Below are 25514 nucleotides of genomic sequence, written 5' to 3'. Positions count from 1 at the left end.
GATTGTATCAGATTAAGGCGTTTTACAACCTTGTGAAGGTTCAATTATCCATTGAAAATAAAGGGGGTATGGATTTGGTGCGCCACTTATGAAATCTTCTGGACTTTCTTTGAAATAGTTAGCAGTACGAATCACATCTATGCTACTTGGATACATTTGGGTGTCATGATGAGAGGTGAAGGTCTTCAAATTGCTATCGTAGTGCCATTTTTCCCAATCTTGAGGTGCACCTGCTTTCCAGACAAGACCAGCTTGTTGTGCAGAAAGGTATTTCCCATCTTCTCCATAAATGGTAACTTTTCCGTTTTCTACATTGGTAATGTAAAATTTTTCCCATCCATCGGCTGTTCCTCGATTGGCATAATACTCAATGCTGCCTCCTCCATTGTGACTTAGGTATTTGTTATCTTCCACGTTTTTGATGGAGTAACAGCCATCTGCAATTTGAGCGTAGGATAGTTCAGACATAGACAATAGGAAGAAAAAAGCGAGCATTTTGTAGCAAAAAAGAGTTGATAAATGTGATTTTTTGAAATTTCTCATGTTTTTGAAATTTTTGAAGTGATTAAAAACAATAATAGAATAAGCAAACCTCCAAATCGAATCAATACCTTTGTATTGTATTGGTGTTCTGCTGTTTGCTTGTTGCAAAGATGGGCTAAAAAGAAAGGCAGGGGTTATCAAAAAACAGAGAAATCGTAGCAAATTTTGAATTTGACTATCAAAAAACGAGCATTTTATAGCAAAAAATGAGCATTGAGGTATAAAATCATCAATCGGTGAGATAATTACCAGGAGTTGTGCCGTATTTGTCACGAAAACATTTGGTAAAATAAGAGGTGCTGCTGAAGCCTGTTTCGAAGGCAATTTCTGAAACATTCCCCACTTTTTGGCGAAGCATTTCCGCAGCTTTTTGAAGTCGGAGAGAGCGAATAAACTTATTGGCAGATTCGTCGGTTAGTGCTTTGAGTTTTCGATTGATTTGAGAGCGACTCATACCGACTTCTTCTACGAGCATTTCTACACTAAATTGCTCGTTGGATAAATTTGCTTCAATGATGTTGCAGATTTTCTCCAAGAAAGCCTTGTCAACGCTGTTAGTTTGGATGGCTTCGGGTTCAATTTTTGGAGCGTCTGCAAAACTTTTTCGCAGTTGTCGACGCACTGCAATAAGATTTCGTACCCGCACTTCCAATTCTTGGGTATCAAATGGCTTGACCAAATAATCATCCGCTCCAATCTCTAATCCTTCAATTTTTTCCTCCTGAGCAGCTTTTGCAGTCAATAAAATAATGGGAATGTGACTGGTGCGTTGGTCGGTTTTCAGTGTTTGACACACTTCATAGCCATTCTTTTTGGGCATCATCACATCACTAATGATTAAATCGGGGAGGTGTTCTAAAGCCTTCTCAATGCCGTCTTGTCCATTGATGGCTTCCAGAATGTGAAAGGAATCAACCAGATATTGTTTAATATAAGCCCTCACATCAGCATGGTCTTCAATGACTAAAACAGTGGGAAATTTTTTATTGAAGCGAAAAACAGGATTAGAGGTTAACTGCAATGAATCTCTTTCTGAGAACTCAATAAGATTGGGCGTTTTATTGATGGAAGTAGAAGTATATTCTACGACTTCATGTTCTGTCAAATGTTGTTTTCCTCTGTGAAACAAAAGGGTGAAAGTTGTGCCTTTTTGAGGAGTACTTTTCACATCAATCTTTCCTCGGTGTAACTCTACTAACTCTTTGACCAATGCCAAGCCAATGCCTGTTCCCTCTTGTTCTCGAGTTTCGGAGTTGTCGACTTGATAAAACCTATTGAATATATGGGGTAATCTTGAAGCAGAAATGCCAATTCCACTGTCTTGCACCTGAATTTCGACCCATTCTTTTTGTTCGGTCATCAAAACGGCAATTTCACCTTGTTCATTCGTGAACTTAAGGGCATTCGACAATAGGTTGTAAAAGATTTTTTCGATTTTATCTACATCTACATATACCCAAACATCATCTTTTTGACTGGCAAAATGCAGTCGAATGTCCTTTCTTGTAGCATAAGATTCAAAAGACATGGTAATGCCTTTCAATAAAGGAGTAAGGTTCTGTTCACTCGCCTTCAGTTTCATTTTGCCTGCTTCTAGTTTAGACAGATCAAGCAGTTGATTGATGAGTTCTAACAGTCGTTGGGCATTGTGCTCTGCCATTTGAAGAAGGCTTTTATTCTTATCGTTTTTTTGTTTTGTGATTACCTCGCCAATAGGCCCCAAAACCAAAGTCAGAGGTGTTCTAAATTCGTGGCTGATATTGGCAAAAAAGCGGGATTTCATCTGATCCAGTTCTTCATAATGCCTTTTTTCATCTCGGATTTTATTTACTTTATCAAACAGACTGTAAAACAAAATACCGGAAAAAAGAATGGTTCCTACCTGAAAAGCATACTTCGCCAAAAGTAGTTGAGTAAAATCGTAGGACAAATTCAGAATGTAGATAAACAACGCAAAGAACAATATCGACAAGGAAAACAGCAGTATGCGAGCGGCATCGTTTTTTTGACGAGCCAACCAATAGATAGGAATAATGATTAAGATCATCCAAGGTAAAATACTTAGGTTATAAATAGATACAGTTAGGTTTTGATCTTCAAATGAAAAATTTAATATATGGCCAATTATAGCAATAAAGATGGTATAAGCCAAGATTAGACGGTAATATCTAGGGAAATGCGATTGTAACTGAATAAAATTAGACAGAAATAAGAAAGTGGAAATAAACAAGCCAGATAAAATATAGGAATGAACAATCGTATAGTTTGTAAGTAATTGGAAGAAAAAAAAAGTTTCTAAAATACCATCTTGTTGTAGAAAATAAACTGCAAAGAAGAAAGTCAGTAAAGTAAAATAAACAAATGTCTTCTCACGAAAAATCCAGAACATCAACAACCCTACAAATGAAAACAACAACATCATTCCTGCGTAAAAAAAATTCCATATATAAAGCATAAACATATTTTGAACCAAAGGCTCAGCAGGAGATATAAAAATATGCTTAATGTGATTTAGCTTTGTGGAATTATGAAAATATACTTTGAAATAGTACAGTATCTGTTCTCCTTTTCTGATTTGAAAAGGTACATAGTTATCGGTAGAAGGAAGGCTTTTGTGAGTAGGGGGCATCTTATTGCCTGTTATTCTTTCATCTACTACTTGATTGTTGATGACTGCATAAACCCTTCCCGAATCAGCCAAAGAACAAAGTGAAAAATAACCATTTTGTGTTTGAGTACTCTTATTGATTAACAGAACCTTTGACCAAACAGTAGTCTGTCCTTCCATTTTCTGGTCTTTATTTTCTATAGGGGCAAAGATCGTATCGGAAGCGTGTAGTAAGTCTTCAATTTGGTATTGTTTTTCCACTTCCAAAAAGAAGCCTATCGAATCTCCTAATGAAACCCTCTCCACAAAACTTTCTCCAAAGGTATAGGTAGAGTTGGCTTCAATGGTCTGCAAGAAGAAAAAACAAAATAAAACAAACAGTAATTTTAAGGGCATGAAGATAGCTTTAAAAACGAAATGTAAAAATAGTTTTTTTGTTCTTTAAAAGCTAAAAAAAACTTCTCGGTTTCCCTAAACAAATAAAAGGCTGACAATGAATAAATCATTGACAGCCAGATTGCTGTGCTAAAGAAAAATTATCATGCCATTTTCCTTAGTTTAAGAAATAGAGTTACCTAGTCCTAAAGCCTTATAAACTTTGCCGTTAAAGTTTCCAAGCCATTTTCTATCCGAAGAATGTAAGCGCCTGTTGCCAAGTCATTCACGTTTAGCTGCATTGCAAAATCATTGGAGTCCAAGTTTTGACTTTTGACAACCCTACCTGTCATATCATACACATTCAAAGTCACTGATTCTGAAGCATCTGAAAAATTGAATGCAATATTGAGTTGGTGTTTGGTAGCCGTTGGATAGACTTCAATAGAATAAATACTCGTTTCGCCTCTTTGCAAACTGATTGTTCCTAAGTTTTTGGTCGTACCATCCAAATCGGTTTGACTCAATTGGTAATAGGTCGTTCCTTTTGAAGCAGTTCGATGCAAAAACTCGTAGCGATTGGCAGAACTTGTTGTACCGTTTCCTTCAATTTTTTGAAGTAAATCAAAATTTTGACCATCGGTAGAATAACTGAGCGTGAAAAACTGATTGTTCGATTCAGAAGCAGTCGTCCATTGGAGTAAATTACCTTCTGTTTTGAGCTCTCCTTCAAAACTCAATAATTCAACAGGTAGTTTGGTACAAGGAATCAAACCTGTTTCAAACACTTGCGACTCATTGCCTTCTGCATCTACTACAATGATGTCATAGCTGGTTTCGTTGTCGTCCAAAATAAAGATAAACGCCTCGTTTTCTTCAATTTCACCATTGAAGTTACCACTGACTTGATAAGGTGCTGTTCCTCCTGTAATGGTCACGGTTACTTGCGATTGTCCTTCTGAGGGTACATCACATACTCGGTTGTGAGAGATGTTGATAGGAACTGCTTGTCTTGCTACGGATGGTCTGTAATTGTAAAAATCATCGTCTGTATCAGCATAAAAGACAAAGCTGCTCGAACCTGATGTGTAAAAGCTATATGCTGCATCGCTATTGGTGACTTGTCCTTGTACGATGCCAAAGGCATTCAAAAGAACAGCTGGAGCAGGTGCGCCTGCCAAAAAGAAACTATCTATTGCGGTAAAAGTGGATTTAATCATCAATACTTCAATGGGTTGAGAAGGAGAACCATCTTCCATCGGTATAATGACCTTGCCTTCGCCTACTACTTCTCGATTAATGGTAACTATTCGCTTGTTGGATCCTGGGGTTTGGTTTAAGCCAAATGCAGCAACGGTCAATTCAAAATCGGTGTATGCTACAAGTGTAGCACTCCATTGCGTCTGGTATGCTAATGGAAATTTTACGTAGTCATTGCGTCCCTCTGCTCCCCTTACCGTTGGAGGAAAACGCAATACATCATTTGGTCCTCCACTAATGGCCGTGATGGGAAAACTGATATCAATAGACCTTGAGCCTACTTGGTAAAAACCCATTGCATCTATATTTTCATAGCCATCATAGGGAATTCGGAATTCCTGAAAAGAGGTGCTTCTTCGATAATAATTTAATGCTTCAGGAAAGTCAGGGTCATTGGAAGCGTCATAGTAAACATCTTCTGCAAGTTCACCTAATGGAATCGCTGAATAATCCCATATTTGGTTTTGTCCTTCACTTGGAGTCACAACACCTGCATTGCGTGAAATATATACAGCGTCTGTAAAGCTGGCTTGTCTCGGAAAATTATCTTGAGTGATGGTGATTTGTGCTTGAAGTTGGAAAATACCAGCAGCTAATAATAAAAAAATAATGACGGTTAAATTTGATGATTTCATGTCTTGAAGATTTTTTTGTAAAAAAAAGGTGCTTACAAAGAAGAAGTATAGATTTTAATTCTGCTTTATTGACATAGGATTCTAACCTTTCCTTTCTTCAAAGAAAGCACCTTGATGTTATTTTTGTTAAAAATTGAATAATTAACCAATGAAATTTCGCTGAGTTATTTAGCGTTGAAAAATAAGTCCATTTAGATTTGTGGGGATAGAAGTATAGTTGGCATAGATTTCGGCTGGGGTAAATGCACGATCCCAAACTCTTACACCTGCCATTTTACCTTTAAATATTCTTTGTCCTTCCCATCCTTTTCCAATAAAAACAGAGTTGGAGGGTTTTATTCCATTGAAGGTAGTGGGATTGACTGCTCCGACTTGCTTTCCGTCCAAATATATCCGACTGTTACCCGATTCGGCTACTATTGCTACATGGTGCCATTTGTTAGCAGTCAGTGCAGGGATGACAGGCAACATCACTGCTCCTCCATTGTCCAAATAAACAACACAATTAACATTGTTATCTGCCGAAGTTTGTAAGTGTACAAAGCTGCCATCTGTAGCACTCACAATCGCTTGTATGTCATTACCCAGACTTGAATTATTGACCCATGCTTCTACGGTTAGATTCGCAATAGGATTGTTGGCTTGGGGAATGGGTACACAATCAGAAGTGGAATTGATAGTAAGATAATCATCAGTAAATGGGGGATTCAGATAAAAAGTAGGGGGAACTTTGCAGCCTGTGGAAGGTTCGATTGTCCAATTGTACAGTCCATAATAAGTTCGGGAATCTGTACCCGCTCTATCCTCCTCTGCATTATCCCTATCTACTACCATGACATTTTTAAATATCGGTCGTGCCATCAGTTCTGTTCCATGATGCGATTCAATTATGCCACCGCTGATGTTCCATTTTTCCCAGTCATTTGGTGTACTAGCTTTCCATACAAACCCCCCCCATGGTTGTGCAGATAAATACTTTCCATCTTCACCGTATATGGTATATTTGCCATCGGGTAGTTTAGTCAGATAGAATTTTTCCCATGCATCTGCCTTACCTCGGTTTGCATAATAGTCAAAAAATAATGGACCACCATTACTAAGATATTCATTGGTAATTAAATTTTTAAGCGTGTAACATCCTGTATCTTGCGCTTGAATTTTTGTGGATGTGAATACTGAAAGTAGTAGGCAAATTGCGAACATTTTGAAGCATACATTGAAGATTTGAAGGCATGATTTTGTTAAACGGTTCATGTTTTAAAAATTTTAAGGTAAAAAAAAAAAAAATTTCGCAATCAATCGGCAAATTTTATATGGCAAGTTTAAATTGTATTGATTATCATTTGATTGCTTGCTGCAAATTTCAACCAAAAAAGCAGTTGGAGGGTATGACAAAACGCACATTTTGTATAAAAAAACGCACATTTCGATGAAAAACTAGGAATTTTGAGGGGAAATGGGTGATTCGCACACAAAACTTATAGTTGCAGTAATGTTTCTTTGCGGTGGCATTGATAGGATGGATAGTTGTCAAATTTATTGGTTTCAGGTCTTAATTTTTTATTGTTGTATTCATAGCCGTCAAGTTTAGTAATTAACATAAGCATTAAGCCTTGAACAAGAAAAAATAATAGAAAGGAAAATTTCTTATAGTTCATGTGTATAGTGTGCTTCTTTTTTATTAAAACTTCCTGTTCAATGCTGTATGAGAAACAAGCAAACCTTAGCTTGATGGCTATGATTGTTGTATTCTGAAAATGAGAAATAAGATTTCTAATTTGAAAAGATTGAAGTATAGGGCTTCAATCTTTTCTGCATATTCAATTAGTAGCAAGGCCTAAAAAAAAATACCCTTCAAAAATGGATTTTTAAGAAAGGGTAATCGGGATTTGTCAATTTTAGAATAGAATGAATTCAAGTAATTTTTGAACTGTTCGATAGGTTTTTTGCAAGGTACATTTCTTGAAATTCAATCCATTTCCCAGTTTTAAGGAGTTAAAAAAAATTGGGTTCTCAATTTTCTTTGAAATATTTAGACGCAAATTTGTAGATTTAAGTTGGCATTTTTATTTGGGTCATAACAATTGGATATTCAGTATTTAGTTAGGATTTGCGTGTGCAAAAAGCCTGTCGTTCATTTTTTTAGTATGTATTAGCAATAAATCAAACAGATTTTATCAGTTCTTGTAAGAGGGTTCTTTCAATATTCAGGGCTTTGGTCTGAAATTGGAGCTTGTGAAAACTCCAATTTTTTAGTTTTCTTTTTCGATTACAGAACTTACGGTACAATTGGACACTAATGCCTTTTAGAAAAAACAATAATGCTTTTTTTAGAAACCCTTGTACATCACTCGAAATAGATAATTGTATTTTGAGTGTGTTTTTAATCAATCTAAAAAATTGTTCGATATAAGTTCTTTGAAACCATCTGCGTCTTAGTGTTTTGGCTTTCATTTCAGTATGTGTAGTATAAATTACACTCACTTTTTGACTTCCGTTGAGTCTAAAGAATAGAAGCGTAACCTCTTTATCTTGGGCATGATAGTGTGCTCGAACTCTGAGGCAAAAAGGCTCAATCTCTTTTTTAGGATTTCCAATTGCTTGATTTCGTTCCTGTTGCGAAGCCATATATTCAGCTTCTTTAGGAAGAAAAACGTCTCTAATATACTGTTTGGCATTGAAATTCTTTTTACCTACATAAAAAATATGTGTCTTTTTGGGTACACATATAAAATGAATAGATAATTCTTCACATTTTTCAATTAAACTATTGTCATTGAATCCATTATCTACACTTAAATACAATTGAGGTAGTTCAAAATCAAACTCCTTTGCTGTTGCACTCAGTAACCCCTCTACTTTCACCAGTAAATTATTACTAACCTCTATGGCATCGTCTTTTTTTCCTGACAAGTCAAAATAAATAGGATAAAATACATCTTTTATGCTGATTCCCACCAAAGTAAGTTGAAAGCCATAGACACTTGTGTTGAATTGGCCACTGAAAAATTTAGCGAATTTATCCCCAATCGGAAAATTCTTTAACCATTGTTTGAAAACACTATGATCTATCACAATGCAATGGTCAGACGAGAACGAGATTGTTGGCTATTACTTCCCTTACCCAAAGGAATAAATGTATCTAAAAAATATTTAACTAATAACTTGTTGGTTAATTGGATTAGCTTTGAGTAGGTAAACTTTTCCCATACTTTGTATAATTTTGTACTCTTTATGCCTTGTGCTTGAAGTATTTGATGAAGATTGTGTAAGCCATAAAGTTCTCCAACTAAAAAAATCAGCAATATTTTACGTAACTTATATGCTTCATCTGCTGTCAATTCAGTATCTTGCAACTCCGCCACTAAATTCATGGCAGGCTCTAAATGTCCTTTGAGGTAAAGTTTCAAGCAGTCTAATAACGTGTTTCTAACTTTTTATTCATGATATAATTCAATTATGTATTAATAGTCTTTTTTACTGCAAAAGTCGATAACATTTTGCAGTTTATTTATGCCGCAACTGATTTTTTTTCAAATCGTTGCGGCATTTTGAAAAATGCCAATTTAATAGCAGTTATGGCAGTAATATTTTTACTGAAAAGCATTAATCCCCGTCACATCCATTCCCGTAATCAACAGGTGAATATCGTGTGTACCTTCATACGTCACCACCGACTCCAAATTCATGCTATGGCGCATAATCGAATATTCACCACTGATGCCCATACCGCCGTGAATTTGACGAGCTTCCCGAGCAATCTTTAAAGCCATGTCCACATTATTTCGTTTGCCCATCGAAATTTGAGCAGGAGTCGCCCGACCCTCGTTTTTCAAAACACCCAAACGCCACGCCAACAACTGCGCTTTGGTGATTTCGGTAATCATTTCAGCGAGTTTCTTCTGGGTCAATTGAAAACCTGCAATCGGTTTGCCAAACTGTTCTCGCTGCAAAGAATAACGCAAAGCAGAATCATAACAGTCAGAAGCTGCACCAATTGCGCCCCAAGCAATCCCAAAACGAGCCGAAGACAAACACATCAAAGGCGACTTTAAACCCTTCGATTTAGGCAATAGGTTTTCTTTCGGAACTTTCACATTGTCAAACACCAACTCGCCCGTAGCCGAAGCACGGAGCGACCATTTTCCATGAATTTCGGGAGTCGTAAAACCCTCCATCCCACGCTCCACAATCAAACCACGAATAATGTCTTCCTCGTCTTTTGCCCAAACTACGGCAATGTCCGCAAAAGGAGAATTGGAAATCCACATTTTTGCGCCATTCAACAGATAATGATCGCCTTTGTCTTTGATATTGGTAATCATTCCCCCTGGATTCGAGCCATGATCGGGTTCGGTCAATCCAAAACAGCCCATCATTTCGCCCGTTGCCAATTTGGGCAAGTATTTTTGTCTTTGTTCCTCAGTTCCAAAAGTATATATCGGATACATCACCAGCGAACTCTGCACAGAAGCCGTCGAACGAATACCAGAATCCCCTCGCTCCAATTCTTGCATGATGATACCATACGAAATGTAATCCAATCCAGAACCCCCATATTCGACTGGAATCGTGGGACCAAAAGCACCAATTTCGCCCAAGCCCTTCAATAATTGATGGGGAAAAGCGGCCCGCTGTGCATAGTCTTCAATAATGGGACTGACCTCTTTTTTGACCCAAGCCTGTACCGACTCACGAATCAATCGGTGTTCGTCCGTCAAAAGTTCTTCTACCAAAAAATAATCAGGATGTTTGTATAAGTCTTGACCAGCAGCCGTTTTGGAGTGAGCAGTGCCGTTGGAGTTTTGGGGTTCTACGAGTTTTGTCGACATTTGTGTTTGTTTATTTAGGATATTGAAAAGACAAAATTGCAGTGAAAAAGTTCTTACGCTTTTTGTCTTATACCTTTTAGACTTTGGACGAAGGAGCAAAGATGCAAGAAGTAAGAGCTTAATTGATTAATAACCAATTATTTGCACCCAATCATGTCAATGGGGTAAGATTTTGATTATCAACTCTTTATATCTTGCATCTTACTTCCTACTTCTTTCATCCAAAGTCTAAATACCTTGCGTCTATATTTAAAGCCACAAAAATACAAAGAATGTCACTGATTGCCCTCGAAGGAATGGAATTTTATGCCTATCATGGCTATTATGCCGAAGAACAAATCATTGGTGGACAATATACTGTGGATGTATATTTAAGTACCAATTTTGATATTGCAGCCGAAAAAGACGAGCTTTCGGGAACGATTAACTACGAAACGGTGTTTGCCATCACACAACAGGTCATGCAAAAACCTGCAAAACTAATTGAGCATGTAGCGCAGCAAATCTTAACACAAGTGATTGCATTGAAAGTTGATTTGAAACACATCAAAGTAAGGGTATCTAAATGGCATCCACCCTTTACTTCAAAGGTGGAGCGCACTTACATTGAAGTAGAAAAGTATTTTTGAATAAAAATTTTTGTGTGAAATAAAAAAAAACTATCTTTGCGTTCTGTTTTAAATAATGGTCGAATGGCCGAGTGGCTAGGCAGAGGTCTGCAAAACCTTCTACAGCGGTTCGAATCCGCTTTCGACCTCCAAATAAATGTAAAAAGGCTTCAAAACTGTCGTGGTTTTGAAGCCTTTTTTGTTTTAAGACCATTACTCTTTTTGCACCCTACACCTCCTCCAAATTCTAAATGGAACTATTTAGGTAAATCCATTGTGTTGTAAGCACCAAACATACTTCAATACACTACAATGGAAACACTTAACAGTATTCACCTACACCCCGTCCTTCAAATTTCCCCCTCGGATTTTGATGCGCTTAACTACCCTTTTGAAGACCGCAATTACAGCCCTGGACGAGCAGTTTTGTGAATGGCGATTAGTTCAAAATCATTGATTTCTTTCTTTATTGTTGTTGGATTGTCAAAAGAATCTTTTAGACTGAAAGTCAGGCAAACATCAGATTCCATGACTCGGATAATAACTTGCCCCAAGGAATTGCCGACCTTTTCAAAATCAACGCAGTCTTTGTTAAAAATCTGCATAATTTCAATCAGCGTTTTACTTCTTTCATTAGTAAATATCCATTTTTTCAACTCTAATGATTTGCCTCCATCCATTGTGTCGATGTAGTCATTGAAAATCATATATAACTCATCTTCAACAAAATGAAATTCAAAATTTCCATATATCCAAATATTGGATTTGGTGTAGTTTTTAGCAACTGCCCAATCTTCTGGTTTTGGAAAGATATCCAAAATCTCAGATTTGGTCATGCCGATTTTTAGCAGGTCAAATTTTCCCATTTTGATAAAATCTTCTAAATCAATCTTTATTTTGAGATGGATTTCCATAGAGGTGTTCTATTTTTTTGTTGAGAAATACCATTTTTGGCTATTCCCTTTAATCAAAATCAATTCGGTTTCAGAGATTTTATGGATATTCCAAATCGCTTTCCATGACCCAACGAATGGAACAATAATAGATTTATTGCCCTCTCCAAATTTCCACATACTATTGATTTTAATTCTATTCTTATCAAATCGGGCTTTGTACTTTCCGTTTTTGGAAAGTTGGATGTAAGAACCTTTAATTTGGTATGAGAGCATTGGAGTTGTTGAGAGTATGGAAAGTCTTTGATTTTTACTGGTAGGAACATCCTTTTTTTGTAAATACCATTTTTGAGAAATTTCCTCTATACTTGCACTCATTGTTTGCAATTTGATAGGCACTTCCTCAAAATCATCTTCTTCTGTCAAAGGTGTTCTGCTAAAAACAATACCTTCTTTTCCCATTCCCATCTCAATAATCAAGGTGTCTTTTGACAACTTCAATAAACGATTAGAATATTCGTAGCCATCATCGCTTGTAAATACAATCTCACTTTCATTCTCGTTCAAACGCCAGTTCCCTGTTTCGTTCACGTTTTGATAACGCTGATTGGTTTTGAAATAAAAGGTTTCCTCTTTAAAAATCATTTCCTTTAACATTAGACCCACCGAGTCCATCTCTTGTTTTTCTACAAAATCTTCAAATCTCCATTTGCCAATCAAAAATTCTTTCTCTTGTGCATTAGAACTTAGTGTAAGCCCCAATAATAGCAAAGTTGTAAAGGTAATCTTCATTGCATATTTGTATTGATATAACAACATCTTCCATTGAACATAAGTTTGCAATCCCCCTCAAATACCGCCGTGTTTTTCAAACGACAGCGAATTTTCATTTAGAACAAGCAGCGAAAAATTCGCCGACACCTTTAGGTTCGGCGACATTTGAAGTGGGATTTAAGAAAAGCAATACGAAATTCCCTAACTTGTGCCATTATTGTACCTTGTAAGTAAACTATGCAACGCCAACTTCAAAAATTGCAAAAATCACTGGAAGGTGATTTACACTTCGATAAAATGATGCGCTCGATTTATGCCACAGATGCATCTGTTTACAGAGAATTGCCACTTGCAGTAGCGATTCCGAAAAATACGGACGACCTCAAAAAAATCATCGAATTTGCCCGCCAAAACAAAACTTCCATCATTCCCCGAACGGCAGGCACTTCACTTGCAGGGCAGTGTGTGGGGGATGGAATCGTGGTCGATGTGTCCAAACATTTTACCAAAATATTAAAAGTCAATGCCGAACAAAATTGGGTGAGGGTACAGCCAGGGGTGATTCGCAACGACCTCAACAAACACCTCAACCCCTACGGATTGCACTTTGGACCGATTACCTCAACGGCAAGTCGGGCGATGATTGGCGGAATGGTTGGCAACAATTCTTGTGGCACATATTCAACCGTTTATGGCAATACCCGTGATCATTTATTGGAGATCAAAGCGATTTTGAGCGATGGTTCGGAGGTCGAATTCAAATCTTTAACCAAAGACGAATTTCGCCAAAAGTGCATTGGTAGCAGTCTTGAAAGTCAAATTTACCGACACATTAGCCAAACGCTCAATCACCCTGAAAAACAGCGTGAAATTCGGGAGCAGTTTCCCAAACCAAGTATTCGCCGCCGCAATACAGGATATGCTTTGGACGAACTCTTAAACAGCAATATGTTCACTTCGGGAGGTGACAACTTCAATTTCTGCAAACTCATTGCAGGCTCAGAAGGTACTTTGGCGTTTATCACCGAAATCAAAATCCACCTCAATCCGCTTCCTCCTCCCGAAATTGGTTTGTTGTGCGCTCATTTTGATTCGATTGATGAGGCATTGCGGGCAGTGGTTTTGGTGATGAAGCATGAGGTGAGGGCGGTAGAATTGATGGATAAAATCGTATTGGATTGTACGAAGGCAAATATTGAGCAGCAAAAAAACCGTTTTTTCATTGAAGGCGACCCCAAGGCGGTGTTGATTATTGAAGCAGGAGCAGAGCGCAGTTCGGATGTTGCCCGTAAATTGAACGCCATTGAAAAGGACTTGAAAGACAACCGAATGGGCTATCATTTCCCAAGAGTGATTCCACCTGATGTGAGCCGAGTTTGGGCTTTGCGGTCGGCTGGTTTGGGCGTGTTGGCGAACATTCCTGGCGACAAAGCACCTGTTGCGGTGATTGAAGATACTGCCGTAGAATTGCAGGATTTACCCAATTACATTGCAGATTTTACCAAAATCATGGAAAAATTTGAGCAGCAATCTGTTTATTATGCCCATGCCGATGCGGGAGAATTGCATCTGCGTCCGATTTTGGATTTGAAGAAAACGGAAGATCGTCGGATGTTTCGGGAGATTGGCGAGGCTTCTGCAAGGTTAGTCAAAAAATACGATGGATCGTTGAGTGGTGAACATGGTGATGGGCGTGTGCGGGCGGAATTTATACCGATTATGGTGGGTGAAAAAAACTACCAACTTTTTCGAGAACTCAAGCAAACGTGGGACGCACAAAACATCTTCAATCCTGGAAAAATTGTCAATGCTGCGCCAATGGATACTTCGCTGCGCTACGAAGCCGAGCAAGAAACGCCTGAATTTGACACCGTTTTTGACTTTTCGGAAACGGGCGGCATCTTGCGAATGGCGGAAAAATGCAACGGAACGGGTGATTGCCGCAAAACGCATTTGTCGGGCGGAACGATGTGTCCGAGCTACATGGCGACTCGAAACGAACAAGACAGCACACGAGCGAGGGCAAATATTTTGCGGGAATTTTTGACCCGAAACCAAGACTACGACAATCCCTTCAATCAGCAAGAAATTTACGATGTTTTAGACTTGTGTTTGTCCTGTAAAGGCTGCACTTCGGAATGTCCTTCAAACGTGGACATGGCTACGATGAAAGCCGAATTTTTGTACCAATACTACAAAAGCAACGGCATTCCTCGCCGAGCCAAATTGTTCGCCAATTTTGGAAAACTAAATGGTATGGCTGCAATATTGCCTATGATTAGTAACTTATTCACTTCAAGTCGATTGACTGCTCCTTTGCTCAAAAAAATAATGGGTGTTGCACCAGAACGTTCCTTACCTTCACTCTACAAAACGACTTTGCGGAAATGGTACAAAAAAGAGTATCAAAAAATGGCTGCAAAAGCGTTTATGCACTTTGGAGGTATTGAGAAGCGATTGAAGGGAAAGGTCTATTTTTTCTGCGATGAATTTACCAACCTCACCGATACCAAAGTGGGTATTGATGCGATTCAATTGTTGGCACATTTGGGTTATGAGGTGGAGATGATAGAACATGAGGAAAGTGGTCGGGCGCATTTGTCGAAAGGTTTTGTGGAAGATGCACAGCAAATGGCACAAAAGAATGTGGCTATTTTCAAGGACTTGGTAAGCGAGGAAACGCCTTTGGTGGGTGTTGAACCTTCTGCAATTTTGGGTTTTCGGGATGAATACCCAAAATTGGTGACGGAAAAAGACAGGGAAGAGGCTAAGGTGTTGGGTAAAAATGCCTTGATGATGGAGGAGTTTTTGTATCGAGAGCTGCAAAATGGCAACATCACTTCTGACCAATTTACGGACGATACGCTCTACATCAAACTGCATGGTCACTGCCACCAAAAGTCTTTGTCTTCTACCGATTTTTCGGCTTTTGCTTTGTCTTTGCCGAGGAATTATATGGTAGAAGTGATTCCTTCGGGCTGTTGTGGAATGGCGGGTTCGTTTGGGTATGAGGCGGAACATTATGAGGTGAGTATGCAGGTCGGAGAATTGGTGCTGTTTCCTGCGGTGCGGAGTGCGAGCGAAAAAATGGTGATTGCTGCGCCTGGAACGAGCTGTCGACATCAGATTTGGGATGGAACAGGGAGAAAGGCGAAACATCCTGTGGAGGTGCTTTGGGAGGCTTTGAAGAAAGATATTTGATATTGGGATAATGGATATTTCTCACTTGACTTGGTAAATTGAACACGGAGTTTTTTCTGCACTGGATTTTGGAAATTGAACGGAGAGGTGGAGAGATTTTTATTTCGGCTATTCTGAACAGATATTCTTGAAAATTGGTTATTAAATTAACAACATTGGTTCTAACCTAAAACTTTTGATAATGGTATCTAATTCCTATAATGTAACATTTCGACTTGGTTATGAAGATATTTCACAGTTGGTTCGTCAACTTTCTGATAGTGATAAAGAAAAACTCGTTCAAGAGATTTATAAATACATTCCTCAAGAAGAAAAGAAAGGTCAGGACACTTTGAAGTACTTAAATGAAATGGCAAAAAGGTTTCAAAAAAGAAATCAGAGTGTTGGTTTGTCTTTCAGTACAAAAATTCCAAACGTTTCTTTTTCCAAACTAAAGATGGTTTCTGTAAATGATGCGGACAAAGTAAGTGCAAGTTATAAAATGAATAAAGAGGCTGTAGTAGGAAAGTGGGCTGGCGATGAATCTGTTGAAGAACTTTTAAGTATGTTGACCAAATGAGAAAATTTATATTGGATACCAGTGTTCTCATTCATTTAGTGCGTGATTCTGAAACATGGGAATTTATTAACAATACTTACCGCCCTCTGGATGCTCCCAATGAATCTGCTGTATCTTTTGCAACCGTTGCAGAATTATATTCACTCGCCATACAACTCGGTTGGGGAGCTAAAAAAGTGAAGAAGCTGGAATACGTTCTAAACAATTTTCCGATTTATGAAATTGACGATTATCTACTTGTACCCTATATCGAAATTGACACTTTTAGCCAAGGCAAACATCCAAGTTTACCTCTACGCTCAGGACTTTCTGCCCGAAATATGGGTAAAAATGATATTGGGATAGCTGCTACTGCTTTTGCTTTGAAGGCTGAATTAATTACAACGGATAAAGATTTTGACCACTTAAAGGAAATTTTAGAGGATGTGCATTGTGTTATGATACGATAGCTTCTTTGTTTTATGTAAGTTCTTCAGTGTGATGCCCCATCAACTCCTAAATATTTATCAATCCAAACATAATGAACACAAATAGTTTAATCCACGAAAGCAGCCCTTACCTTCTCCAACACGCCCACAATCCCGTAGATTGGCATCCTTGGGGAATCGAAGTACTGCAGAAGGCGCAGAAGGAGGACAAACCGATATTGGTGAGCATTGGTTATGCGGCTTGTCATTGGTGTCATGTGATGGAACGAGAGTCGTTTGAGTCAGAAGAAGTGGCAGCGTATATGAATGAGCATTTTGTGAACATCAAGGTGGATAGAGAGGAACGTCCTGATGTCGACCAGATTTATATGGATGCGGTGCAGATGTTGTCGGGTTCGGGTGGTTGGCCCTTGAATTGTTTTTTGACTCCAGATGGACGACCTTTTTATGGAGGTACCTATTATCCTCCAAAACCGATGTACAACCGTCCGAGTTGGCTGCAAATTTTGGAGCAGATTTCTAATGTTTTCAAGACTCGCAGGAAGGATGTGGAGGAACAGGCAAACCAACTGACTTACCATATTGCGACAAGCGACCAAAACACGAGCCAAAATACCTTGATTGGGTTGGATTTTGAGCAACCTTTTGAAGCCGAGCAGTTGGAGGGGATTTTTCAGAAAATGACTAAGTATTTTGATGCGGATGATGGTGGTTTTGGAGGTGCGCCTAAGTTTCCTGGGAGCATGGGGTTAGAATTTTTGCTGAATTATTACCACTACACCCAAACCGAATCGGCATTGAATCATGCGCTGTTTTCGATAGATAAAATGATTTTTGGTGGGATTTACGACCAAATTGGAGGCGGTTTTGCTCGTTATACGGTAGATAAAAAGTGGTTGGTACCGCATTTTGAGAAAATGCTGTACGACAATGCGCTATTGGTGGGTTTGATTTCGGATGCTTATAAGTTGACGAAAAAGGATTTATACCGAGAGGCGATTGAAGATTCTTTGGCTTTTGTGGAGCGAGAAATGCTGCATCCTGATGGTGGGTTTTATGCGTCGTATGATGCCGATTCGGAGGGCGTTGAAGGGAAGTTTTATGTGTGGGACAAGTCGGAAATTGATGTAATATTGAAGGACGATGCTGCAATCTTTAACCGTTTTTATGAGGTGACGGAAGGTGGAAATTGGGAACACAAGAATATTTTGAACCGAGAAACGACTTACCAAGATTTTGCAGCGCAGGAAAAGATGTCTGTTGAAGCATTGAAGGAAAGGCTTCAAAGGGCAAGAAGGTTACTTTTTGAAGTGAGAGAAAAACGGGTAAAACCTGGGTTGGACGATAAAATTATTTTGTCTTGGAATGCGATGATGGTTACTGCTTTTGCGAAAGCGTATCAGGCATTGCAGCAAGGGCACTATAAGGAAATTGCAGTCAATAACCTTCAATTTTTGCTTGACAAATTTGCGGTAGGAGATAGTGGCGAATTGAAGCATACTTATAAGAATGGCAAAGCACAGTTCCCCGCATTTTTGGACGATTATGCTTTACTCATTGAAGCCATCATTGAAGTATTTCAAATCAGTTTTGACGAAAGGTTATTGGAGTGGGCTGCAAAATTGACGAATTATGTTTTTGCAAATTTTGAAGATTCCAAAGGATTTTTGTTTTATTACACACCCAAAGGCCAGCAAGACATTGTGCTTCGAAAGAAGGAATTTTACGACAATGCGACTCCTTCGGGTAATTCTACGATGGCGCACAATTTATTGAAGTTGGCGGTATTATTAGATGAGCCGAAATACCACGAAAGGGCGGTTCAGATGGTGAAGAGTATGGAGGAATCTATATCAAAATACCCGACTTCTTTTGCTCGTTGGTTGAATGTGATGACTTATTTGGTGTTTCCGCTTCAAGAGTTGGCAGTTGTGGGTGAAAATGCGGCTGTTTTGACGGCGGAACTTCAACAATTGTTTGTGCCGAATAAACTTTTGATGATGGATGAAAAAGGAGAGGGGCAACACCCTTTGTTGGCGAACAGATATGTGGAAGGTAAAACGCTGATATACCGATGTCAGAATTTTGTGTGTGAACGTCCTGTGGAAACGGTGAAGGAATTGAAGTGAAAATTGTTTTGGGTGAACCCTAATTTTTGATAGCCAGCTTCTATCTTTGGTTCTATGAAGACTATTTCCGCAACTTTTATGACATATTGGATTACTTCTTGTGAATAGTACCAATTTATTTTCGCTATATTTGTGAGCCATTGATGTGAAAGGTGGATATTTTTGCAAAAAATACACTATTATTGATATTCAATTGTTTATGGAGGGCAAGTTTTTTTGTACTTCATAAGTATTTTATTTTCAATTCATTGTTGTTTCGTCAATAAGCCGCCATTGAACATCAAACAAACATTTGAACCTTTCAAAACTACTCTCCTAACCAATGGGGATATTCCTCTAAAATTGTGTTATCTAAATTGCTTCATTATTGAAAAAAAAATAAGCTACTCAATAATTTTATCTAATAGCCGTTTTTAGTTGGTATATGAATAGTCTGCAAAAAACAATTACATTGTTACTCGTAAGTTGGTTCTGTTGTGCTACGGTGAGTCGAGCTCAACAATTTACACAACTCACTCAGTATATGAACAACCGCTTGACTTATAATCCTGCTTATGCTGGAAGTAAGGAGGATGTGAATGTAGAGGCGGGAATTAGAATGCAATGGTTGGGCATTGAAGGAAGTCCTATGACACAAGTGGTAGGAGTACATTTGCCTGTTGCAGGGATAAAAAGTGGAATTGGATTAAACATTGTCAATGATTTGCTTGGGGCAGAACGCAACACAGGCTTGATGCTTTCGTATGCTTATCGAGCTAAAATAGGGGCGAGAGCTAACCTTGCGATTGGCTTTAGTATAGGAGGAATTCAAAAAAGTATAAATGGGAATAAACTCCGTTCTCCAAGTGGAGATTATATTGGTGGAATTGATCACCAAGATGATTTCATTCCTTTGGGAGTAGCATCGGGAATTGCGCCTGATGCAGGGTTTGGTATTTATTTGCAGTCTGATAAGTTGACTATCGGCTTGTCTGCTCAAAATCTATTAGAACCTACAATCGACTTTAGTACGCCTTCTGGAGAAAATTATGGAATTGGTTTCAACCGTCATTTTTTCTTATTTAGTGCTTATGAAATGGAGATAGGCAATATAGTTTTGTATCCCTCGTTATTGCTAAAGTCTGATTTGGTGAAATTGCAAGGAGAGATAAGTGCTATCGCTGCCTTTGGAGATATTTTTAAAGGTGGATTAGCATTTCGGGGACTCGAACCTGACTCATTCGATGCTGTTTCTATATTAGCTGGAATTGATATTAGTCGTCAACTAACACTTATGTATTCCTACGATTTTACCCTATCTACCCTAAGAAATGCCAGTTCTGGCTCACATGAATTATCGGTGAACTATAAGATTCAAAATATACTTCCGACAAAAAAAGGAAAGGCGATATATACACCGAGATTTTTGTAAGCGAAATTTTGAAAGGAAAACAAATTAAACTAATTTTGCGACTCAAAAATATTTCTTATTTTTTAATATAACTTGTGTTTTAAATTGCTCTTCGTATGAAAAGATTTGCATTAGGCTGTGCTTTAATATTACTTGTATGCGTTAACTTTAGTTGCCAACGCTCCAAGCAAGTGAATGATACTGGGCAGGTAATGGGGGTTTTAGACAGACCCGACTGGGACCATATTAATCCTCATGGTATGGCTTACATTCCTTCAGGAACATTCCATACTGGACCGAGTGATCAAGATGTCAATAACTCGCTCGTTCAAAGAAGTAAGTCCAAATCTATCCAAGGATTTTACATGGACGAGACCGAAATTACCAATAATGAATACCGTGAGTTCGTGTACTATGTACGTGACTCTATTGGACACACACTTTTGGGTCACTTTGATGAAACAGACAGTGGTGATCAAAAACTTGATTGGACTTACGACATTGACTGGTCGCCCGATTCAGAAGATGCTGGTGCATTGGAAAGAATGTACTATCAAGGAGACGATCAATTCTGGGGAAGAAAAGATTTGAATACCACTGAATTGGTCTTTGAATATGATTGGTACGATTGGAAAGCAGCTGCAAAAACTGCTAATAGAAATCAAGCAAGAAGTTCTTTCATTAAAACAGAAAAAGCTTCTATCTATCCCGATACTTTGGCTTGGGTACATGATTTCTCTTATTCTTACAATGAGCCAATGACTCGTAATTACTTCTCTCACCCTGCTTTTGACGATTATCCTGTAGTGGGAGTAAACTGGAATCAAGCAGCGGCTTTCTGTGCATGGAGAACCAAATTCTGGAATGACCATGCTAATGTAGAAACCATGAGTGAAGAATTCCGTCTTCCTTTTGAACATGAATGGGAATATGCTGCAAGAGGTGGCTTGGAAAATGCTCCTTACCCTTGGGGTGGACCTTATGTGAGAAACCAAAGAGGTTGTTTGTTGGCTAACTTCAAACCTGGTAGAGGTAACTACCCTGAAGATGGTGGTTTCTACACTGTTCGTGCAGACTCTTACCACCCAAATGATTATGGTCTATACAATATGTCAGGAAACGTATCGGAGTGGACTTCAACCGCTTTCTACGAAAATGCCTACTCTTTTGACCATGACATGAACCCTGATATTCGTTACGACGTAAAAGAAGAAGATACTCCTACAATGAGAAGAAAAGTAATCAGAGGCGGTTCTTGGAAAGACATCGCTTATTACATACAAACAGGTACTCGTCACTGGGAATATCAAGATACTGCAAAATCATACATTGGCTTCCGTTCGACTTTGACCTTCCTCGGACGTTCTGTCGATGATAAATATTAATTTAGCGTTTTTTTATTAAGTGAATAGCGCACAATTTTTAATCCTACGAAGTTTTCACTACATTGCAATCTATTTTGTCGGTAGTGAAAACTTCCTAAGTTGATTTGTTTCAACTAAACTATTCTTTTTTAAAAACTTAAAAACTTATTCAACACTATGGCTTGGTATCATTCTCAAGGCTTTCAAAGATTCAAAAACTGGTGGATTGGTTTTGGAGCTGGTATGATTATTCTCGGAGCAATGTTCAAGATTCTGCACTGGAAAGGTGCGAACGAAGTATTGATGTTCTCAATGATTTGGGAAGCTTCAATTTTCTTCCTTCAAGGTTTCTTGCCTCCTCACAAGGAGTATTTCTGGGAAAAATTGTATCCAGGTTTGGACGACCACAAAGCAAAAGTAAATGCGATTTCTTCTACAGCTGCGCCTGTAGATAATGTAACAGCAGAACTTAACAGACAACTAGACGAAAGTGGTGTAAACCAAAACCTTATCAAAAGATTGGGCGGTCATCTAGGTGAGTTAGGTAAAAACCTTGCTTCTCTAACAGACGTAACAAGCACAACAGGTGCAACAAGTGAGTATTCTAAAAGTGCGAAGGCAGCTGCGGAATCTCTTGGTAAAGTGAAATTGGCTTATGATAAAGCTGCCGGGGTAGCTGGTGAGTTAGAAATAGCTACTGAACATACCCGTAAATACCAAGAACAAGTTTCAGCGGTTTCTAAAAACCTTGCAGCATTGAACGCAGTGTACGAATTGGAGTTGCAAGACACCAATAATCACTTGAAAGCAATGAACAAATTCTATGGCAACCTAACCAATGCGATTGAAAATCTTAACGAATCTGTAGAAGATACGAAGAAATACAAAACGCAAATGGCTGGATTGGCTCAGAACTTGAGTTCATTGAACACCGTATATGGCAACATGCTTTCTGCAATGTCAATGGGTGCTAAAGGCAAATAGACAGTATTACTTGAGGATTCAACTCCTCAATAGTACGAACATTGGTAATTTTATTATGTAACCTAAAAAATTAAGTAATATATGTCTATTCCAAAGGAACCCCGGCAGCAGATGATCAACATCATGTACTTGGTGCTGATTGCGCTGTTAGCACTCAACGTGTCCGCCGAAATCCTTAATGCCTTCAAATTATTGAGAGAAGGTATTCAAACCTCTGAAGCTGCCTTGAATACGAAAGTGAACAATACTATGGAAGCTTTCAAAATTAAAGTAGATAAAGAAAAAAGAGGTCAAGAATTCTTAGATGCAGCAGGTAAAGCTCGTGCTTATTCTGCTCAATTCAGAGAATACATCAATTCGATTGATGCCAAACTTGTACAAGAAGTTGGTATAGAGGAAGAAACAGGTGAACTTGCGAAAAAAGACGATTTGGATACACCAAATCGAATGTTTGTAGAAGAGGGATTGGGTATGCAACTGCATGATACGATTCAATCTTATCGTGATAAATTTCTAAACCTTCTTACAAAAGAAGAAGATAGAAAAGCCGCAGAACCGAGTATTACATTACAAGTAAACAAACTTCCTGATGATGTGGCAAATGGTCCTCGCAAGGTAGATTGGGGTACTTATACATTCGGTTCTATTCCTGCTTTAGCAGTAAGAACACTTTTGAGTAAGTATAGTAATGATGCCGTTGCGAGTGAAGCTGCACTTGTAGATCTCTTGTTCAGCAAGGTGAGTGAAGAAACAATTCTATTTGACAAGTTCAAAGTAGCTGCGATTCCTAACTCTACTAAACTGATAACTGGCGAAGACTTCGAAGCGAAGATTTATTTGGCGGCAACAAGTTCTATGTCTCGCCCGACTATTAGTGCAGGTGGCAGAGGGCTTCCTCTTGATGCAGATGGTATGGCTGTTTACAAAACAAAAACAACTTCGGTTGGTAAACAAACTTTGAACATCAGCATTACAACTAAAACAGGTACTGGTGAAACGAAGACGTACACTGACAAAGTGGAATACGAGGTGGTAAACCCACCTGATCACGTTGCAGTTGTTTCTGCTGACAAGATGAATGTATTCTACATTGGTGTGGATAACCCTGTTTCTGCTTCCATCACAGGTATTCGTAAAGACCAAACACAGGTTTCTATGACAGGTGGTACGATAAAAGGAAACGGCGGAAGTTATACTGTTAGAGTAAATTCTCCTGGGGAAGCTACTGTAAATGTATCAGGGCCTAAGGCAACAGGTGGAACTTATTCAGGAGGAGTTAAATTCCGTGTAAAACGTATTCCTGATCCTACTGCAAAATTAGGCAAGAACGCTGGTGGTGGTATGAAATCTGGTGAGATGCGTGCACAACGTGGAGTTTTGGCTATCTTAGAAGATTTCGATTTTGATGCTCGTTTTGACGTGTTGGGTTTTGAGATGACCTATGCAAAACTTCGTGAAGATTTGCAGGTAATCAGCAATCAAGGAGCTGCCTTCAATGGCTCTGCACAGGCATTGATTAGCAAAGCAAGTGTCGGAGATATTTACTACTTCGACAATATTCGAGTAAAAGGTCCAGACGGAACTACTCGTAAACTACCAACGATGTCTTTCAAGATTATTTAATTTGTGTGATATTATCATCGGATTAATTTAATATAGTAAGAATAGGGTGCGATAAAATAGTTTTCACTTCATTTAATTGCTGTGAATAAAAATTTTATCTCGCCCTTTTTTTATTTTTGCAGTGTAAAAAATGAAGCATCGTTCATACTATGAAAGACAGTTTGAGCGTTTTTCATACTGACTAACAAATAAACTGAAAACGACTCTCTTTTTTGTACGACTCCCTCACCTATTCTATTGAAAAACAACTTCAATTATTTTTGATAAGAAACATTATCTAAAATAGAAGTTGTGGCTTATATTTTTAACATTAATTGTCTTTATTCAAACTTCAAAATTTTTTGGATACAATGAAATACTTCTTATTGCTTGCAAGCATTTTATTTTTAGGTCTTACTGTTGCTCCTGATGTTGCGTTGGCACAAGACAACAAAGAAGGCTATGGCGAAGAAGGTGGTGGTCAGCCTGAAGCACCTTCTAACTCACCTGTTCCTATTGTTAGGGATGGTGTTTATGACAAGATATCTGTAAAAGAGAAAAAAATCTTGGCATACGATGATATTCGAGAAGCTGATGTCTTCTGGCAAAAACGTGTTTGGAGAGTAATTGATACACAGCAAAAAATGAATTTGCCTTTTATCTATCCTGAGCAGCCTTTTATTCAGGTATTGTTGGAAATTATCAATAAAAACCCTGACGCTCGCATGTTTTTAGATGACAGTTTTACTACAATTACTACTCAGGCAGATATGGATTCTCGTCTAAATTCTGTGGACACGATTTTTGTTATTGATCCTGTTACTTACGAAGAAAAACAAGAGATTGTACGAAATGAGTTCAATTGGACATCAGTAAAACAGTTTCGCTTGAAAGAAGATTGGGTATTTGATGAAGAATCTTCTACCATGCAGGTGCGTATTTTGGGAATGGCTCCTATTCGTGACGTAATTGACGAAAATGGAAATTACCGTGGACAAGAAGCGATGTTTTGGATTTACTACCCAGAATTTCGTAAATACTTTATCAACTACGAAACCTTCAATCCTCAAAATGATGCAATGCGCTTAACTTGGGATGATATCTTTGAAATGCGCTTTTTTGCAAGTTATATCATGAAGGAGTCGAATATTCAAGACAGACGTATCAAGGACTACGCTACTGGGCGTGATGCTTTGATCGAATCTGAAAGAATTAAAAATGAATTGTTTGAAACAGAACACAATTTGTGGTCTTACTAATTGATTTCGTTCCAATAAAATAAGTTTTTCGTATGAGATAAAGACTTTTGAAGTTTTCTTTTGAGGGCAT

At 38.3% G+C, this 25514-nt stretch carries 19 protein-coding genes and 1 tRNA gene; 11 read left to right on the top strand and 9 right to left on the bottom strand.

The genetic code is table 11. The annotated features are described in order from the left end of the window. Positions 1-12 precede the first annotated feature (12 nt). From R3E32_17585 to R3E32_17555, 7 genes are all read right to left on the bottom strand, one after another. Positions 13-543, bottom strand: coding sequence for a hypothetical protein (locus R3E32_17585; protein ID MEZ4886553.1), 531 nt, complete (start codon positions 541-543; stop codon positions 13-15). 229 nt (positions 544-772) lie between these two features. Beyond that, entirely contained in the window at positions 773-3547 is a 2775-nt protein-coding gene (locus R3E32_17580) for an ATP-binding protein (GenBank protein ID MEZ4886552.1), read from the bottom strand. Between the two features lie 185 nt (positions 3548-3732). After that, positions 3733-5421, bottom strand: coding sequence for a T9SS type A sorting domain-containing protein (locus R3E32_17575; protein MEZ4886551.1), 1689 nt, complete (start codon positions 5419-5421; stop codon positions 3733-3735). Between the two features lie 168 nt (positions 5422-5589). Further along, entirely contained in the window at positions 5590-6675 is a 1086-nt protein-coding gene (locus R3E32_17570; protein MEZ4886550.1) for a LamG domain-containing protein, read from the bottom strand. A gap of 909 nt (positions 6676-7584) precedes the next feature. Further along, the gene (locus tag R3E32_17565) at positions 7585-8379 is read right to left on the bottom strand and encodes a hypothetical protein (protein MEZ4886549.1); all 795 of its coding nucleotides are present in this window, start codon (positions 8377-8379) and stop codon (positions 7585-7587) included. A 113-nt stretch (positions 8380-8492) separates the two neighbouring features. After that, a complete protein-coding gene (locus R3E32_17560) occupies positions 8493-8831 on the bottom strand; it encodes a hypothetical protein (protein ID MEZ4886548.1) in 339 nt (112 codons plus the stop codon). 183 nt (positions 8832-9014) lie between these two features. Continuing rightward, a complete protein-coding gene (locus R3E32_17555) occupies positions 9015-10253 on the bottom strand; it encodes an acyl-CoA dehydrogenase family protein (protein MEZ4886547.1) in 1239 nt (412 codons plus the stop codon). Positions 10254-10525: 272 nt separating this feature from the next. Between R3E32_17555 and folB the strand changes: the two genes are divergently transcribed. Both folB and R3E32_17545 read left to right on the top strand, forming a co-directional pair. Then, a complete protein-coding gene (folB, locus tag R3E32_17550) occupies positions 10526-10882 on the top strand; it encodes a dihydroneopterin aldolase (GenBank protein MEZ4886546.1) in 357 nt (118 codons plus the stop codon). A 57-nt stretch (positions 10883-10939) separates the two neighbouring features. Then, a tRNA-Cys gene (locus R3E32_17545) sits at positions 10940-11013 on the top strand. A 252-nt stretch (positions 11014-11265) separates the two neighbouring features. Here the strand turns inward: R3E32_17545 and R3E32_17540 are convergent. Then, the gene (locus tag R3E32_17540; protein MEZ4886545.1) at positions 11266-11775 is read right to left on the bottom strand and encodes a hypothetical protein; all 510 of its coding nucleotides are present in this window, start codon (positions 11773-11775) and stop codon (positions 11266-11268) included. Between the two features lie 9 nt (positions 11776-11784). Further along, positions 11785-12546, bottom strand: coding sequence for a lipocalin family protein (locus R3E32_17535; GenBank protein ID MEZ4886544.1), 762 nt, complete (start codon positions 12544-12546; stop codon positions 11785-11787). Positions 12547-12765: 219 nt separating this feature from the next. Between R3E32_17535 and R3E32_17530 the strand changes: the two genes are divergently transcribed. The 9 genes from R3E32_17530 (at position 12766) to gldN (ending at position 25444) form a co-directional block, all read left to right on the top strand. Next, entirely contained in the window at positions 12766-15729 is a 2964-nt protein-coding gene (locus tag R3E32_17530) for an FAD-linked oxidase C-terminal domain-containing protein (GenBank protein MEZ4886543.1), read from the top strand. Between the two features lie 181 nt (positions 15730-15910). Then, positions 15911-16288, top strand: a complete 378-nt coding sequence (locus tag R3E32_17525) for a hypothetical protein (protein MEZ4886542.1) — start codon at positions 15911-15913, stop codon at positions 16286-16288. Then, complete coding sequence (locus R3E32_17520) at positions 16285-16737, top strand: PIN domain-containing protein (protein MEZ4886541.1); 453 nt, start codon at positions 16285-16287, stop codon at positions 16735-16737. The genes R3E32_17525 and R3E32_17520 overlap by 4 nt, the downstream gene beginning before the upstream one ends. Before the next feature lie 71 nt (positions 16738-16808). Then, on the top strand, positions 16809-18845 hold the full coding sequence (locus R3E32_17515) for a thioredoxin domain-containing protein (protein MEZ4886540.1): 2037 nt from the start codon (positions 16809-16811) through the stop codon (positions 18843-18845). 451 nt (positions 18846-19296) lie between these two features. Then, a complete protein-coding gene (locus tag R3E32_17510) occupies positions 19297-20256 on the top strand; it encodes a type IX secretion system membrane protein PorP/SprF (GenBank protein MEZ4886539.1) in 960 nt (319 codons plus the stop codon). A gap of 95 nt (positions 20257-20351) precedes the next feature. Further along, positions 20352-21620, top strand: a complete 1269-nt coding sequence (locus tag R3E32_17505) for an SUMF1/EgtB/PvdO family nonheme iron enzyme (GenBank protein MEZ4886538.1) — start codon at positions 20352-20354, stop codon at positions 21618-21620. A 156-nt stretch (positions 21621-21776) separates the two neighbouring features. Continuing rightward, positions 21777-22583: a gliding motility protein GldL gene (gene gldL, locus R3E32_17500; GenBank protein MEZ4886537.1), complete on the top strand. Its 807-nt coding sequence runs from the start codon at positions 21777-21779 to the stop codon at positions 22581-22583. 81 nt (positions 22584-22664) lie between these two features. Next, positions 22665-24206 carry a gliding motility protein GldM gene (gene gldM, locus R3E32_17495; protein MEZ4886536.1) on the top strand — a complete coding sequence of 514 codons (1542 nt, stop codon included), beginning with the start codon at positions 22665-22667 and terminating at the stop codon, positions 24204-24206. Between the two features lie 350 nt (positions 24207-24556). Then, positions 24557-25444 carry a gliding motility protein GldN gene (gene gldN, locus R3E32_17490; protein ID MEZ4886535.1) on the top strand — a complete coding sequence of 296 codons (888 nt, stop codon included), beginning with the start codon at positions 24557-24559 and terminating at the stop codon, positions 25442-25444. Positions 25445-25514: the final 70 nt, after the last annotated feature.

This window comes from Chitinophagales bacterium, assembly GCA_041392475.1.
Lineage (GTDB): Bacteria > Bacteroidota > Bacteroidia > Chitinophagales > UBA2359 > JAUHXA01.
This window is presented reverse-complemented; position numbering and strand designations above follow the sequence as displayed.

What these genes read in the sequence shown, in the direction of transcription:
- R3E32_17555 (MEZ4886547.1), bottom strand. Translation starts at nt 10,253, where the DNA reads ATGTCGACAAAACTCGTAGAACCCCAAAACTCCAACGGCACTGCTCAC.
- R3E32_17580 (MEZ4886552.1), bottom strand. Translation starts at nt 3,547, where the DNA reads ATGCCCTTAAAATTACTGTTTGTTTTATTTTGTTTTTTCTTCTTGCAG.
- R3E32_17575 (MEZ4886551.1), bottom strand. Translation starts at nt 5,421, where the DNA reads ATGAAATCATCAAATTTAACCGTCATTATTTTTTTATTATTAGCTGCT.
- R3E32_17530 (MEZ4886543.1), top strand. Translation starts at nt 12,766, where the DNA reads ATGCAACGCCAACTTCAAAAATTGCAAAAATCACTGGAAGGTGATTTA.
- gldL (MEZ4886537.1), top strand. Translation starts at nt 21,777, where the DNA reads ATGGCTTGGTATCATTCTCAAGGCTTTCAAAGATTCAAAAACTGGTGG.
- R3E32_17515 (MEZ4886540.1), top strand. Translation starts at nt 16,809, where the DNA reads ATGAACACAAATAGTTTAATCCACGAAAGCAGCCCTTACCTTCTCCAA.
- gldN (MEZ4886535.1), top strand. Translation starts at nt 24,557, where the DNA reads ATGAAATACTTCTTATTGCTTGCAAGCATTTTATTTTTAGGTCTTACT.
- R3E32_17505 (MEZ4886538.1), top strand. Translation starts at nt 20,352, where the DNA reads ATGAAAAGATTTGCATTAGGCTGTGCTTTAATATTACTTGTATGCGTT.
- gldM (MEZ4886536.1), top strand. Translation starts at nt 22,665, where the DNA reads ATGTCTATTCCAAAGGAACCCCGGCAGCAGATGATCAACATCATGTAC.
- R3E32_17520 (MEZ4886541.1), top strand. Translation starts at nt 16,285, where the DNA reads ATGAGAAAATTTATATTGGATACCAGTGTTCTCATTCATTTAGTGCGT.
- R3E32_17540 (MEZ4886545.1), bottom strand. Translation starts at nt 11,775, where the DNA reads ATGGAAATCCATCTCAAAATAAAGATTGATTTAGAAGATTTTATCAAA.
- R3E32_17525 (MEZ4886542.1), top strand. Translation starts at nt 15,911, where the DNA reads ATGGTATCTAATTCCTATAATGTAACATTTCGACTTGGTTATGAAGAT.
- R3E32_17585 (MEZ4886553.1), bottom strand. Translation starts at nt 543, where the DNA reads ATGAGAAATTTCAAAAAATCACATTTATCAACTCTTTTTTGCTACAAA.
- folB (MEZ4886546.1), top strand. Translation starts at nt 10,526, where the DNA reads ATGTCACTGATTGCCCTCGAAGGAATGGAATTTTATGCCTATCATGGC.
- R3E32_17570 (MEZ4886550.1), bottom strand. Translation starts at nt 6,675, where the DNA reads ATGAACCGTTTAACAAAATCATGCCTTCAAATCTTCAATGTATGCTTC.
- R3E32_17535 (MEZ4886544.1), bottom strand. Translation starts at nt 12,546, where the DNA reads ATGAAGATTACCTTTACAACTTTGCTATTATTGGGGCTTACACTAAGT.